Origin of the sequence: Saccharothrix mutabilis subsp. mutabilis (assembly GCF_039521145.1) — a bacterium.
GTDB lineage: Bacteria > Actinomycetota > Actinomycetes > Mycobacteriales > Pseudonocardiaceae > Actinosynnema > Actinosynnema mutabilis.
Genome location: NZ_BAAABU010000013.1, coordinates 93,994 through 108,855 on the forward strand (window position 1 = coordinate 93,994; position 14,862 = coordinate 108,855).

The following is a 14,862-nucleotide window of genomic DNA, read 5'->3' on the forward strand; positions in this document are numbered from 1 at the left end:
CCTACTTCTTCTTCTTGCCCTTGGAGCCGCCCTTGGAGCCGGACGGCTTCTTCTTGCCGTCGTGCGCCGGGCCGGCCGTGGGGTTCTTCTTGCCGTCGTACAGGCCGGGCGGGCTGTAGCCCTTGATCTTGCCCGGCTTGTTGTCGCACGGGTTCCACGGCTTGCACCGGTCGTACTCCCACAGCTCGCGCTCCTCGAAGTACCCGTCGCCGTAGTCGAAGTAGCCGATGCCGTCGTCCTCGCGCAGGTACTCCCCCGAGTCGCCGATCACGTCGTAGCCGATGGTCCGCCCCACCGGCTTGTGGGTCTGCCGGACCGGGGTGTAGGTGCAGGTCCGCACCGCGCCGTCGGTTCGGCACGTCACGTTCCAGTTGCCCGGACCGGGGTCGCTGTAGGGCGAGGTCACCGGCACCCCCGGCAGCGGTGACGGGCGGTTGGGGGTCTCCGGGGTCGCGCCGGGCGGCGTGGTGTAGCCCGGCGGGACCTTCGGCGACCAGCCGCCGCTCAGGCCCTGGGCGACCAGTTCGGTGAACGCGCCCGTGGCGACGGCCGGCCGCGTGGGCTCGGGGTCCGGGCCGTGCGCGGTGTAGAGCGCCCGGTGCCGGCCGGTCTCCGCGACGCGGAACGCCGTCAGCGCGCTGTCCCACACCAGGCCCTGCGGTTCGGGCAGCGGCACGTACTGCGAGGTCAGGCCGCTGGGGTCGGAGTTGGTGACCGGCGAGCCGCCAGCGTAGGCGTACCCGGCCAACTGCTGCGGGTCCTCCTCGTTGAGCAGCGGGTCGGCCGAGACGAACGTGCCCAGCTCCGGGTCGTACTCGCGCGCCCCGAGGTGGGTCAGGCCGGTCGAGCCGTCGGTCACGCCGCCGACGAACCCGCGTTCGCCGGGCCACGCCGGCGCCGTCCCGCGCGGCGCGCCGAACGGGAACTGCCGCCGCACGGTCACCGCCAGGTCGTCCGCGCCGATGGCCACGCCCGCCGTGCCCGCCTGGTCGTCCACCAGCCACGTCACGCCCGCGCCGGTGCGCACCGCGACCGTGGACCCGCCGAACGAGTAGTGCCGCGTCGCGGTCACCGCCCCGCCGGCCGCCCGGACCTCGGTGCCCGCCAGGTACAGCGTGCTGCCGGCCGGGTCGCGGCGCAGCAACCGCGCGCCGTCGGCGTCGTAGTCGAACGTCGTCACCGCGTCCCCGGCGCGCACCTCGGCCAACCGGCCCTCGGCGGTCCAGGACAGCGTCTGGCCGGGCCGCGCAACGGTGTTGCCCGCCGCGTCGTAGCCGTAGGAGTCCACCTGGGTCCCCGAGGTCACCGACGTCACGCGGTGCGCGCCGGGCGTGCCGGCCGCCGGATAGGTGTGCTCACGGGTCACCCCGGTCTCGTGGCGCACCTCGCGGGTGCGGTTGCCGGCGTTGTCGTAGCCGTAGGTGTGCCAGTAGGGCGCGGGGCCGCCGAGCACGCCGGGGTCGGCCGAGCAGTCGGTCGAGGTCCAGGCGTCGACCAGGCGGCGCAGGCTGTCGTGGCGGAAGCACTGGGCGTCGCCGGACACCGCGTCGTGCAGCGACACGACGTTGCCCGCCGGGTCGTGGCCCACGGTCACGTCGGCCACCGTCCCGGCCTCCGACGCGGTGGTCTGGCGGGTGAGCCGCCGGGTGGCCGGGTCGTGGCCGTAGCCGCGGGTGACCCGTCCGCCGAGCACGTGGTACTCGGTGCGGCCGGTGCCGGTGAACCCGGTGTCGGACACGTACGGCAGCAGCTCGGAGACCAGCGACACCGGCAGGCCCAGGGCGTTGTGGCCGGTGGTCAGGGTCTCGGCGGGCAGGTCGCCGACGGCGGGCAGGGTCGTGGCGACCACCTGACCGGCCGCGTCGTAGTCCACAGTGGACTCGTACCGGCCGGCGAGCGCGCCTTCGCGGTCGGGGATGGTCACGGCGGTGCCGGTGGGCAGGCCGTTGGCGTTGTAGCCCAGGACTTCCGACCGGTACGCCTGGCCGTCCGCGAACCGCGCCGAAGACGCCGGTTGGCCCAGGCCGCCGGGCGCGGTGTCGAACGTCCACTCGGTGAGCTTGCGCGCCCCCTCGAACACCGCCGTGCGCCGGTCCAGCGCGTCGTAGGTGTGGGTGAGGGTGGTGCCGCGCGCGTCGGTGACGGTGGTCAGCCGGTCCTTGTCGTCGTGGGTCATGGTCGCCACGCCCTTGTCCGGGTCCTGCGCCCGGACCTGCCGGCCGCGCACGTCGTGGTCGAACCGCCAGGTGTTGCCGGCCGCGTCGGTGACCGAGGACCGCAGGCCGGAGCGGGTGTAGCCGTAGGTGGTGGCGTGGAAGTCGCCGGTCGGGGCGTCCCCGGTGTACTGGCGCAGCTCCACGAGCCGGCCGCGCACGTCGGTGATCTCGGTGGTGGGGGTGCCGCCGGCGGGCGGGTCGGCGCTGACCCGGTCCGGGCCGTGGGTGTAGGTGGTGCGGTGGTGTTCCGCGCCGAAGGTCCGCAGCGCCTCCGCGCTGGTGCGGCCCGCGCCGTCGTACTCGACGACCTCCTGCGACGGCACGTCCACGTCCTCGACCAGCAGCAGTTCGGCGGCCGGCGGGTCGGGGTTGTAGTAGGCGTTGTTGGTGCGCGAGACGCGGCCGTGCGCGTCGTACAGGGTGTCGGTGACGACCCGGCCGCCGTTGGGCGAGGCGGCCTGGGTCTGGCGTTCGCGCAGCAGGCCGTCGTAGAGGGTGTGGGTGGTGGCGTACTCGCCGTTGCCCCGCAACCGGTGCGTGGTCACCACGGCCGGGCCGTCGTTGCGGATGAGGTACTCGTGCCGCGCGGTCGGGCTCTCCGTGGTGGGTCGGCCCGCCTGCCACTGGGCGGTGACCCGGCCCAGCGGGTCGAGGGCGCGTTCGGCGCGGCGGCCTTCGGCGTCGGTGGTGGCGAGGGTCTGGCCGCGCGCCGGGTCGAGTTCGGTGGACGTGGTGTGGCCCAACGGGTTCGTCACGGTCACCTTGGTCACCGGGCCGCCCGTGGCGGGCTCGTGGGCGGTGGTGGTGCGGGCGTTGAGGGCGTCGAACGACTCGATGACGCGGCCGTGCTGGTCGTGCGCGGCGCGAGTGACCGTCGAGTGCACCGGCTGCGCGCCGTCCCACGCGGCCAGGCGCTCGGTCCGGGTCACGTCGCCCTTGGTCGGCGGCGTGTCGATCGAGGTCGCGCCGTCGTAGTAGGTGCGGTCGTCGGAGATCACGTCGAGCGGTGACGCCGTTGTGCCGCAGGGCAGTGCGGTGGTCAGGACGCGGTTGGGCCGGTCCACGACCCACGCCTCGGTGTTGCGGGTGTAGGTGGTCGTGGTGCACACGTCGTCGTCGGCCACCGCCACGTCGCCCAGGTCGTGCACCTCGACCACGTTGCCGACCTCGTCGTGCTTGGTCCTGGTCTGCGTCACCCGGTCGCCCTTGCGGGTCTGCACCGAGTCCACCTTGAGGATGCGCGCCTCCAACGGGCCGCTGTCGCGGTGGCGCACGGCGGTCGGGTCGGACAGCCACGGCTCCTGGAACTGCGCGGAGATCTCCGCCCCGGTGACGGCGTCGCGCACGACGGTCTCGCGGGCGAACCCGGCGTAGCCCGGCTTGTCCTCGTAGGTCTTGTTCTGCGAGTCGGTGACCTCCACCTCGCGGCGGGTGCCGTCGATGAGCAGGTCGTCGTCCATGCCGCGCAGGAACAGGTGCTCGGTGAGGGTCTGCGCGCCGTTCTCGCCGGTGCGCACCTTCACCTTCTGGAACCCGCGCCACGCGCCCCAGGTCTTGAACCGGGTGGGCACCAGCTCGGCCGCGTCGTAGCGCCACGCCGGTCCGGCGTCCACGTACTCGTAGCGGGTGAGCTTGCGCGGCGCGCCGCCCACGCGGTCGATCTCCTTGACCTCGTTGACGACGTACTTGTTGAACCAGCCCAGTTCCGGCGCGGACGCGCCCTGGCGCAGCCAGTAGGCCGGGAAGCAGTTCTCCTCGTTGGTGTCCTGGCGGGGCAGGGTGGCGGGGTCGCAGCGGTCCGGGGAGTAGTCGATCTCGGTGACGCCGCCGGTCTCGTTGTAGACGCGGGACATGCGCCACTTGTTCATCGGCTGCAACCCGTCGACCGCGCCGACCCGGTTGGCCAGGCGGACGCCGTCGAACAGCACCGGCGGCAGGCTCGCGTCGCCGCCGACGTGGCCGGTGCGGGTGATGGAGCGCAGCCACAGGGCCGGGCTGGTGTGGTCGTCGGTGGCCGGGAAGACGTGGTCGAGCACCCACGAGTCGACGTCGGCGTACCCGGCCCCCTGCCGGACCTGGGTGGTGATCTTCGCCAGCCGCTGGGTGCCCCAGAAGCTGGGACCGGCCGCGCCGCACGAGCCGCCCGCGCAGTGCAGGTCCCACGGGGTGTCCGGCCAGTCGGCGGTGCGGGTGGGCGAGCAGGCCGAGCCGGGGACGCAGCGCGGGGCGGCGGTGAACAGGACCCTGCCGGTCGGGGCGGTGCCGGCGCGGTGGCCGTAGTCGACGCGGGCGATGCGGCCGGCGCGCACGTACGGGGTGGCGTTGGCGGCGGACCCGGCGCGGCCGTAGTGGTTGGTCTCGGTCTCGTAGAAGTAGGTGACCTGGTCGCCGTGGGTGTCGGTGACGCTGTCGAGGGTCCAGCGGTAGCCCTGCTGGCACCAGGAGCCGGCGAAGCTCGGGCCGTGGCAGGGCTCGGCGTCGTCGTTGCCGAACACCGGGACGGTCCAGGTGGACTTGGCGTCCTTGTGCGCGCCGAAGGTGTACTTGGTGCCGTCGGGTCCGGTGACCAGCCAGTGCTCGCCGTCGTTGTCGCCGTTGTCCGCGCCGGTGCGCAGTTCGACGCGCCACCCTTCGTCGTTGGCGACGCGCCAGAGCTGCTTGGCGGCATCCCACACCAGTTCGCCGGTGATGCCCGGGAGGACCAGGTGCGCGGCCTGGCGGTCCCAGCACAGGTCGCCGGTCGCCTCGCCGTCCTCGGCGCACGGCTTGTAGGTGCGCTCGATGAACCCGGGCTCGTAGCCGAAGCCCTCGCCGACCCAGGAGGCCTGGTTGTTGGTGGAGGCGGTGCGGCCGTCGACCACGCCCGAGGAGTAGGACAGGGCGATCCGCGGCGTCGGGCCGGGGGCGGGCGGGGTCTGGACGGGGTAGGTCCAGGCGAAGTCGCCGGACTGGACGCCGACGGCCCAGGTGGCGGAGGGGGCCAGGGAGGTCGGGGCGAAGCTGCCCGCTTCCCCGGCGGCGCCGGCGGTCAGGGCGTAGAGCGGTCCGGGGGTGGCGGCGACCTTCGTGCCGTCCGGGCCGCGGGTGGGCCGGTTCGGGCCCTTGACGTCGGCGGTGACGCGGCCGTTCGCCGGGTCGTTGCGGGCGGGCAGCACCTTGCCGGTGGCCACCTCCACCAGCCGCAGCCGGGTGGCGAAGTCGCCGCCGAACGCCGTGCGGAACCGGGTGTAGTCGATCTCGGCCGTGCCGTCCCGGCGGGCGTGGAAGACGATCCCGTCCCCGGTCGGCTGCGCCACGACGTCCGGACCGGCGTCCCACGAGACCTCGGGCGCGGCCGTCACGGCCTGCCGCGACACCGCCAACTCGGGCACGGCCACCCGGCCCGCGACCCGCCCCGGCACCGCCTTCTCCCCGACCCGCGGCACCCCGGGCGCGGCGCCCCCCGCCGGCACCCCCACCACGCCGGACAACACCAACGCGCCCACCAGGACCCTGACGAGCCCTCTGCCAGCCACCATGCGGGTTCTCCCCTGAACGACGTCAGGGCCGGGGCGCCACACCCCGGCCCTGACGCCCACCCTGGAGCCACCGCACCCCGTTCGGCCGGCGCTCGCGGCTGTGCCGAACGGATCCGAACACCCGGTGTCAGTCGCCCACGAACCGCACGACCAGCTCCGGGTCCTCCAGGCAGCGCTGGGCCAGCGCACGCACAGCGCGCACCGTCTCCAGCCCGCCCTTGAACTCGTCCGCGCTCGGCGCGACCTGGTCCAGCTCGGCGATGAGCTGCTCCATCTCCGCCGAGGTGAACTCCAGGTCCCGGTAGGGGTCCACCCGCTTGAGCATGGGCACCCCCGGCCGGTCGTGGACCGTCTGGAACAGCCATGCCAGGACGCCGTGGTCGTCGGTGACCATCGCGACCTCCCGCAACGACCGCCGCCGCCGACTCGTCCCGGGCTGGCTCACCCGGTACAGCACGAACTCCACAACCACCTCCTCCGGTTCCCGGCGGTTCAGGCTGCCGACGCGCGCACCCTGCCCTTCCGATAATGACGGCCGGTGTGATTCTTCGCCTTCGCTTTCTTCTTGCCCTTGGTGGCCTTGCCCGGGTCCACCGGGGTGAACGTCGTCACCCTGCCCTTCGGGTCCTTCACGACCTTCACCCTCGTGACCGGCCGCCCGTCCGGCGTGCGCCCGATCGGCCGGCCGAAGTCGTGCTCGTAGGAGGTCCGGCCCGCGAACTGGTTCTCCTTCTTCCCCTTCTTCACCGTCGTCTTGATCAGCCGCTCGACCTTGGCCCGGCCCTGGGTGCGCAGCTTTTCCGCCTCGGTGTTCTTGCGCGGGTTGATGTGCCGATCCACGATGTGCTTCCACCGGCCGTTGGAGATCTTCTTGCCGCAGTTGTGGACCAGGACGTCCACGCCGTCGGCCTCGACCAGGTAGGTGTGCAGGTCCTCGACGGTCAGGTTGTGGACGGTCCGGTCCTCGACCTCGCCGCGGTCTACGACCCGCTGGACAGTCGCCGCGGCGCCGTCCGCGCCGACCACCCGGTCGCCCGCCGCGAGGGCGCCCGCGGGCACCCAGCCCCGGCCCTCGACCCAGAACGGGTGTCCCGCCGTCGCGGTCAGGACCTCCGGGCCCGCGCGGTCGAGGTCGACGTCCACCAGGTGCTTGCGGCCCGACCCGACGATGACGTCGACCACCGGCCGGCCGGTCACCTCGCCGTCGAGCGGGTTGCGGGCCAGCACCACGTCGCCCACCCGGACCTGCTCGATGGGCACCCGCGTGCCGTCGGCCAGCACGACCGGCGTACCCGGGGCGAACGAGTTGACCTTGCACGTGCCGCCGGTCTTGACCACCCGGCCGGTCTTCGTGGCCGCCGTCTTGACGTTCTTCGCCGTCGACTTGGCCGCCTTCGCCACCGCCCGGCCGGTCTTCGCCGCCGCCGCCGCGCCCTTCGTCCCGGCCTTCGCGCCCGCCTTGCCGACGGCCTTCGCCGCCGCCATGCCGGCCTTGAGCAGGAGCTTCCCGCCGGGCACCAGGTTGGTCGCCGCGCCGGCCGCCAGCTCCAGGGCCTTGCCCTTGTTGCCGGTCGCCGCGTAGGCCGCCGCGCCGACCAGGCCCGCGGCCGTGCCGACCGGGCCGGGGATCCAGGAGGCCACCTCCGCGACCTTGGCGACCTTCTTGAGCACGCCCGACCAGAACAGGCCGTCCGGGTCGGAGTAGGTGAACGGGTTGTTGTTGGAGTACAGGTAGCCGTGGAGTTGCTGCGGGTCCTCCTCGTCGATCACCGGGTCCACTGACAGGAACCGGCCGGTCTCCGGGTCGTACTCGCGGGCACCCAGGTGCGTCAGGCCGGTGGAGGCGTCCTTGGTGCCGCCGACGAAGCCCCGCTCCCCCGGCCACCCCGCCGGCGCGTCGCGTTCCGCGCCGTAGGGCAGGTGCAGGCGGTGGGTGGCCGACATGGTCTCGGCGTCCACTGTGGACTCGGCTGTGCCGTGGTGGTCGGCCGACAGCCAGGACAGCGTGCCCTCGCCGGTGCGCACGGCCACCGTGGTCTCGTCGTGCTCGTAGTAGCGGGTGCCGGTGACCAGGCCGACCTTGTCCACGTGCACCTCGGTGGAGGTCCCCAGGTACAGGGTCGTGCCCTCGGGGTCGTGGCGCAGCAGGCGGTCGCCGTCGGCGTCGTAGACGTACGAGGTGACCTTGTCGCCTTCCTCCACCGACGCCAGTTCGCCGTCGGCCGCCCACGTGAACCGCTGCGTCCGGTCGCCCAGGACGCGGGTGAGCGTGTTGCCCTCCTCGTCGTAGGTGTACTGGTCGGTGCGGCTGCCGCCCGGCCGTTCGGTGGTGACCGAGGTCAGGGTGTGCGGTTGCGGCGCACCGGCCTGCGGGTAGGTGTAGCGGCTGGTGGTGTCGCTCTCGTGCCGGGTCTCGGTGAGCCGGTTGCCGGTCTTGTCGAAGGTGTGGGAGTGCCAGTACGGCGCGGGGCCGGTGAGCGCGTCCTTCGACGGCTCGGCGTCGCAGGAACCGGTCCACGCGTCGGTCATGCGGCGCAGGTGGTCGTGGCGGAAGCACTGCGTGTCCACCGGACGCCCGGCGCTCTCGTTGACCAGTGAGGTGAGGTTGCCCGCCGGGTCGTAGGACAGGGTCCGCCTGACCACCGGCGTCGGGTCGCCCTCGTGCCGCAGGGTCGAGCCGACCAGGCGGCGGGTGCCGGCCTCGTAGTCGAAGCTCTGGTACACCTGCCGGCCGGGCACGCCCATGACCACCAGCGACGCCTCACCCAGCTCCGTGTACCAGGTCGAGTCGACGTACCGGGTCAGGCCGCTGAGCGAGTTCGGGTTGCCCCACTCGTCGAAGCCGTACTCCAACGTCTCCTCGGGCAGGCCGCCCACGCCGGGCAGCGTCGCGGACACGATCTGGCCCGCGGTGTTGTAGGCCAGTCGCGACTCGTAGCGCCCGGCCAGCGGCCCGGTCGGGACGGTGACCGCGGAGCGCACCGGGCGTTCCTGGTCGTCCACCTCCAGCACCTCGTCGCGGTAGGCCCGGCCGTCGACGTACCGGATCGACGCGGCCTCCAGACCCGGCACGGGCGTGCCGTCGGCGAGCACGTCGAACACCCACTCGGCCAGCTTCGTGCCGTCCGCGTGCGACGCGGTCCTGCGGCCCAGCGCGTCGTGGTCGTGGGTGACGGTCCGGCCGCGCGAGTTCGTGGTGGACAGCAGCCGGTCTTCGTCGTCGTAGGTCATCGTGGTCGAGCCCTGGTCGGGGTCGTCCACGCGGACCTCGCGACCGCGCACGTCGTAGTGCGTGCGCCACACGTTGCCCGCCGGGTCGGTGACGGTCTCCAGCTCGCCGGATTTCGTGTAGCCGTACCGGGTCGCGTCGAACTCCAGCGCGTTCTTGTGCTGCCGCAGCTCGGTGACGCGGCCGTGGGCGTCGAACAGCTTGGTCGTCGCCGTCCCGCCGCGCGGCGGTGTCTCGCTGATCCGGTCGCCGCCGTAGGCCGTGGTGGTGCGCCACTTCTCGACGCCCTCGACCTTGAACACCTCGGCGGTCTCGCGGCCCGCGCCGTCGTGCTCGAACACCATCTGCGCGGGCACGGCCTCGTCGGCGACCGCCACCAGGTCCGTGCCCGGCGGGTCGGGGTTGTGGTAGTCGGCGTTGACCTTCGCCACGCGGCCGTGGCTGTCGTAGGCGGTGTCGGTGACGATCCGCCCGCCGGCCGGTGACGGGCTCTGCCGCTGCCGCTCCCGCAGGTGCCCGTCGTAGAGGGTCGTGGCGGTGAGCTGCGTGCCGTGGCCGGTCAGCTTCTTGGCGGTCACCCACGACGGGCCGTCGGCGCGCAGACCGTACTCGAACTCGACGTCCGGGGTGCCGCCCTCGTGGCCCGGTCGCCACACCCTCGCCAGCCGACCCAGCGGGTCGTAGGCCATCGTGGTGACCTTGCCGCTCTCGTCGGTCTGCCGCACGGGGTCGCCCGTCGCGACCTGGAAGTCGGTGGTGTCCGTGTGGCCCAGGGCGTTCGTGGTCTTGACCTGTGCGACCGGGCCGCCGACCGCCGGGGTGTAGGCGGTGGTCTCCGGGTTGCCCAGCGCGTCGTACTCCTCGACCTCGCGGCCGTGGGCGTCGTAGACCGACCGCTCGGTGGTGGTGTAGCGCGGGGTGTCACCGTCCCAGCCGGACAGGACCTCGGTCCTGGTCGGGTCGCCCTTGGTGGGTGGCGCGCCGAACGTGTCGGAACCGTCGTAGTAGGTGCGTTCGTCGGAGATGACGTCGGCGGGCTGGGCGGTTCTGTCGCACGACACCGAGGTCTTGCGGACCCGGTGCGCGGTGGCGATCAGCCACGCGTCCAGGTTGCGCGCGTACTCGACGGTCGTGCAGGTGTCGTCGTCCGGCGTGGACAGGTCGCCCAGGTCGTTGGTGCGGACGTGCGCCCCGAAGTCGTCGTAGAAGTGCTGTTCCTCGGTTTCGCGGTGCCCGCCGCCCTCCAGCGCGGTCCGGGTGCGGCTGCGCTTGACCTCCGTGACGTAGGAGGACAGGTCGCCCGACGGGCGGTGGCGGGTGGCGTTGGGGCCGATGACGACCGGTTCGTGGAGTTCGCGCGCGATTTCCGGGCCGCCGTCGCCGTTGTAGGTGATCTCCTCGTGGGCGAAGCCGCGCAGGACCGGCAGGTCGTCCCGGCCGTCGACCTGGACGGTTTTGCGGGTGCCGTCGGATTTCAGGTCGCCGTGCATGCCTCGGTAGAAGCGGTGCTCTTCGAGGGTTCGCGGGCCGTCCGGGGCGCCGGTGCGGACCTTCACCGTCTGGTAGCCGCGCCACTGGCCCCACGTCTTGAGCTCGGCCGGGACCAGTTCGGCGTCGTCGTGGTGCCAGGCCGCGTCGCCGACGTACTCGTAGGAGGTGACCTCGTCGGGCGAGCCGCCCACCCGGTCGATCTCGCGGACCTCGGTGACCAGGTACTTGTGGAACCAGTCCAGGGCCGGGGCCTGCGCGCCCTGCGGGGTCCAGTGGGCCGGGTAGCAGGTCCTGCCGTTGCCGTCGGCGGCCGGGGTGTCGCCGGGGGCGCAGGACCGGTCGCCGTAGGTGACCTGGACCTGGCCGCCGGTCTCGGTGTGCACGCGGGCCACGCGCCAGCGGCGCATCCACGCCTCGCCGTCGCCGGCCTCGACCCGGTTGTCGAGCAGGACGCCGTCGAAGTTGACCTCCGGCGTGGTCGCGGTGCCGCCGACGTGGCCGGTGTGGGTGATCGACTCCAGCCACAGGCTCGGGTCGGTGACGTCGGAGGTGGCCGGGAACAGGTGGCGCAGGGTCCACGAGTCCACGTCGGTCAGCACGCCCTGGTCGCGGACCTGGGCGGTGATGGCCGCGAGGCGCTTGGTGCCGAAGAAGACCGGCGAGGTGTTGCCGGTGCACGTGCCGCCGTCGCACTGCTGGTCCCACGGGGTGTCCGGCCAGTCCGCCGGGCGGGTGCGCAGGCACGGCGAGCCGGGCACGCACCGGTCGGCGGCGGTGAACACGACCCGGGCCGCGGGGTCGGTCCGGCCGTCGCGCAGGCCGTAGTCGATGCGGGCGAGCTGCCCGCCGCGCACGTACGGGGTGGCCAGCGACGGGGTGTTGGCGCGGCCGTAGTGGTTGGTCTCGGTGTTGTAGAAGTACGCGATGGCGTCGCCATGGCGGTCCAGGACGTAGTCGAGGTTCCAGCGGTAGGCCTGCGCGCACCAGGAGGCGGTGAACGAGCCCGCGTGGCACGGTTCGCCCGCGTGGTTGCCGAACACCGGCACCGTCCACGCCGACTTCGCCGCCTCGGAGCGGCCGAAGAAGTACTGGGTGCCGTCCGGGGAGGTCAGGCGCCAGTGCTCGCCGTCCTGGTCGCCGTTGGTCGCGCCGAAGAGCTGGTCGACGCGCCAGCCGTCGTCCTCCTCGGCCCGCCACACCCGGCGGCTCGCGTCCCACACCAGTTCACCGGCGACGCCGGGCAGCGACACCACGGCGTTCGCGCTCGCGTAGCACAGGTCGCCGGTCGGGGTGGCGGGGTCGTCGGCGGCGCAGGTCGTGTACTGGCGTTCGATGAACCCGGGCTGGAAGTCGAACCCGTCGCCGATCCAGGACGCCTGGTTGTTGGTCGACGCGGTCCGCCCGTCCACCCCGCCGGAGCTGTAGGACAGGGCGACGGTCGGCTCCGGGCCGGGCACCGGCGGCAGGTCCAGCGGGTAGGACCAGCCGAAGTCGCCGGACTGCAGGCCGACCTGCCAGGTCGCCGACGGCGACAGCGAGGTGGGCTTGAAGCTGCCCGCGCTGCCGCTGGGCCCGGCGGCCACCGCGTAGACGGCGTCGGGCGCGGCGACCGCGCGGGAGTCCTCGGGGTCGGCGGCGCGGGAGCGCGGCGGCAGCGCGGCGGAGGCGGTGACCTCACCGCGGATGCGACCGGCCCGGACGTCGTTGGTCGCGGGGACGACCGTGCCGACGCGGCACTCGGCCCGCTCCGGCGCGGTCACGGCGCACGCCGGCAGCCGGAGCAGCGCCAGCCGGGAGGCGTAGTCGCCGCCGAACGCCGACCGGAAGCCGGAGTAGTCGAAGTCGACGGTGACCGGCCCCGCCCGCCGCGCGCCGTCGACCCGCCGGACCCCGAACAGCACACCGTCCACACCGGCCCGCTCGGCGGCCTGCCGGTCCAGCACGTCCAGCACGACCCGTTGCGGCCCCGGGGAACCCAGCGTCACCGGCGTGTCGGCGGCCCGCGCCTGGCCGGTGCGCGGCAACGCCACCTCGACGCTGCCCGCCTTCGGCCACGCCGCCTCGGCGACGGCCTTCACCGCGCTGTCGGCGGCCGGGTCGGCGGGTCTGGGCCGCACCGGCACGCCGGTGCCGGGCACGGACTTGGACCGGCTGGGTTCCGGGCGGCCGGGCCGGTCGGGCGGGGCGGCGGACGCGGCGGGCCCGGTGAGGCAGGACGCCACCAGGGCCGCGACGACACCGACCACCACACCCGACCGCGCGGGACCCCGGGCCCGGTGCCGCGCGGACCGACGACGTGACCAACGCATGCTGCAACCTCCTCGAACTCGCGACGAGCCGAGGGGTCAGCGAACCGGGGTCAGCGGGCGGACAGCGGGGTTGCGCACAGTCCCGAACGGACCGGAACACCCGCAGGCGACCGCGCCGCCCCGCGACGGGGCCGCGCGGACACCGGCGAGGGGGAGCTCAGCAGGTGACCCCGGGGTTGAAGGCCGTGAACATGCCGTCCGGGTTGTGTTCCCACACCCAGGCGTGCAGGTCGTAGTGCACCGGCATGCCCGGCTCGTGGCCCGCCATCGGGCCGTCGAAGCCGACGCCGAACAGGTACGGCCGGTCGGGGGCGGTGTTCACGTCGCCGTCGGCGTCCGCCGCGAACCACTCCACCGCCACCAGCCGCAGCCTGCCGCTGGGCGTCGGCGCGTAGACGAGCAGTTCCGGCTGTTCGGGGTCCAGGCCGGGGCCGGCGAGCGCGGGGTCGAGGTAGTGGAACCCCATGCCGGGGACGCAGCCGCCGACCGGCACGTACCCGGCGTCCAGGGCCGTTCCCACGTCGTGGAACTGGACGGTGGCGATGCGGACCTTCGCCAGGTCCATGCGCACCTGGGCGCCGGCCGGCACCGCGTTCGCGGGCGCGACGCACACCCCCAGCACCGCGAGCAGGGCAGCGACGAGCACGGCAGTCCGTTTCATGATCTCTCCTCCCGAGAATGGGTGAACAGGAGATCTCCTCGACGAGCGCGCTACCCGTGGAGTCGGACCCGGACGGGGGAAGCGTTACACCGAACGGCGCAATCGCCGGTGACGCTCAGGCAGCGGCGGTCTCGTGGCGCGCGGGTGCGCCGAGGCCGCGCGCGTACTCGCGCAGCAGGCCGCGCACGGTGTGCGAGTCGGCTTCGCCGCGCACCACCAGGTGCCCGTCGACCAGCCGGCGCAGCACCCCGCGGGCCTCGCTCAAGGGCAGGTCCGCCGCCGAGGCCACCACCGCGGTGTCCACGGCCCCGGGCAGCGTGCCCAGGAGGCGGAAGACGCGCCGGCACACCGGGTCCAGCGCGCGGTAGGACAGGTCGAAGGCGGCGTCGAGCCGCAGGTCGGCGTGCACGGCCAGCGCGCCGAACGGGTCCACCAGCAGCTCGGCCACCAGGTCGGCGATGGGGGTGGCGGAGGTGTGGTCCACGGCGGTCGCGGCCAGCCGCAGCGCCAGGGGCAGGCGGTCGCACAGGGCGGCCAGGCGGCAGGCGGCCGACAGCTCGGCCGCCACCCGTCTCTCCCCCAGCGCCTGCGCCAGCAGCCGCACCGCGTGCTCCCGGTCCAGCGGCGGCACCTCGACCACGCGGGCGCTGTCGTGCACGGCCAGCCCGACCAGGCGGTCCCGGCTGGTGACCACCGTGCACGAGCCGGCCGCGCCCGGCCGCAGCGGGCGGACCTGCTCGGCCGAGGTCGCCCCGTCCAGCAGCAGCAGGACCCGCCGGTCGGCCACGACCGACCGGAACAGCGCCGCGGCCTGCCGGTCGTCGGCGGGCACCGCGCCCGCTTGGACGCCCAGCCCCACCAACAGGTTCGCCAGGGCCGCGCCGGTCGACGGGCAGTCGCGCAGGTCCACGTGCAGCTGCCCGTCCGGGAAGCGGTTGCGGGCGCGGTGGGCCCAGTGCACGGCCAGCGCCGTCTTGCCCACGCCCGGCCCGCCGGTGACGACGACCAGGCCGGAGTCCGCGGCGTCCAGCTCGGCCAGCGCCGAGCGCCTGCCGACCAGGCCGGGCACCCCGGGCGGCAGTTGGCGCGGCACCACCACGCCCGGTTCGGGCGGTTCGGTCACGCCGCCCGACGTGCCGGCGGAGGCGATGCGGGCCCGCGTGGACAGCCACGCGGCCACCTCCCCGCCGTCCGCGCCGCACGCCCGCACGAAGGTGGCGATCAGCTCGGGGCCGGGCAGCGTGGACCGGCGCAGCATCGTGGCGACGGTGCTCGGCGGCAGGGTGCCGCCGTCCTGCCGGGCCCGTCGTTCGAGCTGCCGGTAGGACAGGCCGGCGACCTCCCGCCGCCGGCGCAGCAGGAGCATGAACTCGGCCCGGGTTCTGGCACCGACCGGATCGACGTCGGACACGCGCTGCTCCCCCCTCGTGCGCCGACG

Annotated in this window: 5 protein-coding genes; all 5 read right to left on the reverse strand. The window is 74.0% G+C overall.

Features of this window, described 5'->3' with window-relative positions; translation table 11 throughout:
• Nucleotide 1: 1 nt before the first annotated feature.
• Nucleotides 2-5,734 carry an RHS repeat-associated core domain-containing protein gene (locus ABD126_RS25210; protein WP_343936378.1) on the reverse strand — a complete coding sequence of 1,911 codons (5,733 nt, stop codon included), beginning with the start codon at nt 5,732-5,734 and terminating at the stop codon, nt 2-4.
• 127 nt (nt 5,735-5,861) lie between these two features.
• Complete coding sequence (locus ABD126_RS25215) at nt 5,862-6,200, reverse strand: hypothetical protein (protein ID WP_343936379.1); 339 nt, start codon at nt 6,198-6,200, stop codon at nt 5,862-5,864.
• A 26-nt stretch (nt 6,201-6,226) separates the two neighbouring features.
• Nucleotides 6,227-12,763, reverse strand: a complete 6,537-nt coding sequence (locus ABD126_RS25220) for an RHS repeat-associated core domain-containing protein (protein WP_343936380.1) — start codon at nt 12,761-12,763, stop codon at nt 6,227-6,229.
• A gap of 157 nt (nt 12,764-12,920) precedes the next feature.
• Nucleotides 12,921-13,424, reverse strand: a complete 504-nt coding sequence (locus ABD126_RS25225) for a hypothetical protein (RefSeq protein WP_343936381.1) — start codon at nt 13,422-13,424, stop codon at nt 12,921-12,923.
• A gap of 115 nt (nt 13,425-13,539) precedes the next feature.
• Nucleotides 13,540-14,835: a helix-turn-helix domain-containing protein gene (locus tag ABD126_RS25230; RefSeq protein WP_343936382.1), complete on the reverse strand. Its 1,296-nt coding sequence runs from the start codon at nt 14,833-14,835 to the stop codon at nt 13,540-13,542.
• Between the last annotated feature and the right edge of the window lie 27 nt (nt 14,836-14,862).

Coding starts and splice junctions, on each gene's coding strand:
- ABD126_RS25220 (WP_343936380.1), bottom strand. CDS start 12,763: ATGCGTTGGTCACGTCGTCGGTCCGCGCGGCACCGGGCCCGGGGTCCC.
- ABD126_RS25210 (WP_343936378.1), bottom strand. CDS start 5,734: ATGGTGGCTGGCAGAGGGCTCGTCAGGGTCCTGGTGGGCGCGTTGGTG.
- ABD126_RS25225 (WP_343936381.1), bottom strand. CDS start 13,424: ATGAAACGGACTGCCGTGCTCGTCGCTGCCCTGCTCGCGGTGCTGGGG.